We start from the raw sequence: 1551 nt of genomic DNA, 5'->3' as shown, positions 1-1551 counted from the left end.
CCTTTTTGGGTCACTTGCTGAGCTTCGTCGTTGAGTTTGCTGGCGGGGTCTTCTCGTCCTGGTCGGGCGGGTTGATCCAGGCTGTGGTGGGCAATGCCGGCGGGACTGGGTGGTGGCGGACGAACCGCTCGGGGTGGGCCATATAGGCCTTCTCGAGGACGCTGGCGCGGTGGTCCCGGATCTCGGCGGCGTAGCCGTGGTGGACGTCGATCGGGGTGTGCATGCCGATCCCGGAGTGGCGGTGGACGGTGTTGTACCAGCGGTAGAACTTGCTGCAGAACGCTCTGGCGTCCTCGATCGAGCCGAACTTCTCGGGGAACTCGGGCCGATACTTCAACGTCTTGAACTGCGACTCTGAGTACGGGTTGTCGTTGGAGCAGTGGGGGCGGGAATGCGTCTTGGTCACGCCCAGGTCGGCCAGCAGGAACGCGACCGGTTTCGAGGCCATCGAGGAGCCGTTGTCCGCGTGGATGGTCAGCTGATCACGGTCCACGTCCTGCTTGGCGATGGTCTCGCCCAGCAGCTTTTCGGCCAGCGCCGCCGACTCGGCGGGGGCGACCATCCATCCCACCGTGTAGCGGGAGAAGATATCGATGATCGAGTACAGGTAGTAGTACGTCCACTTCACCGGACCGTGGAGCTTCGTGATATCCCACGACCACACCTGATTCGGGCCCTCAGCTGCGAGTTCGGGCTTGACCCGGGGCGGGTGCGTGGCCTGGCGGCGTCGCTCACGGACCTCGCCGCGGCGGCGTAGCAGGCGATACATCGTCGAGACCGAGCACAGGTAGACACCCTCATCGAGCAGGACCGCGTGAATCTCGGCCGGGGCCATGTCCACGAACCGCTGCGAGTGCAAGACCGCGAAGACCTCGGCCTCCTCGGCTTCGGTCAGGGCCCGCGGCTGCCGGGCCGGCTCGCGGCGCTGACGCGGCGGTGCCGGGGACTGGCGATGGCGGCGGTAGTGGGTGGCCCGAGACCGTCCCACCGCCCGGCAGGCTGCTTTGGTGCCCACCAGCTCGGTGATCGTCTCGTCGATCATCGCTTCTCGGGCTTGTCGTTGCTGCTGGTCGAGAACTGGTCCAGCAGCGCTGAGAGTTTTCCCTGGACCTCGATCACCGCCTCGGCCTTGTCCAGATCCGACCGCAACCGCTCATTTTCCTTCCGCAACCGCGCGGCTTCCTTCTGGGCTGCTGTGGCCGGTGCCGCGCCCCCGGAGCGACCCAGTGCCTCTTTGGCTCCGCGGTCGCGCTGGTCTCGCCAGGCGCTGATCAGCGAGGTATACAAGCCCTCCCGGCGCAGCAACGCGCCTCTGCCTTCGCGGTCCGCATTCTCGTACTCTGCCAGGATCTCGGCCTTGTACTTCGCGCTGTAGCGACGCCGGCGGGCCTTGGGCGGGACCTGCGGGTCAGGGACTTCATCCATACCCCCAGAATGCCTCGACTCGATCGGAGTTGTCATCGTTGTGTTCATCGCGGGGATACCTCCTCCCGCCCTCTACGACACCAAACCGGACCATCCGGGTGTCTCATCTAAGGCTGACACAGAGGG

General features: G+C 65.7%; 1 protein-coding gene. It reads right to left on the bottom strand.

From position 1 onward, the window contains the following. Window positions 1-10 precede the first annotated feature (10 nt). Window positions 11-1461 (bottom strand): IS3 family transposase gene (locus EB836_RS17965; protein ID WP_240690173.1). Its coding sequence is split into 2 segments (ribosomal slippage): window positions 11-1104 and window positions 1104-1461, totalling 1452 coding nucleotides; the frame shifts between segments, so codons are not numbered across the junction. Window positions 1462-1551 lie beyond the last annotated feature (90 nt).

The sequence above is a fragment of the Brevibacterium sp. S111 genome (assembly GCF_004745075.1).
Lineage (GTDB): Bacteria > Actinomycetota > Actinomycetes > Actinomycetales > Brevibacteriaceae > Brevibacterium.
The sequence above is the reverse complement of the archived record's forward strand: the minus strand, read 5'-3'. Positions and strand labels throughout refer to the sequence as shown.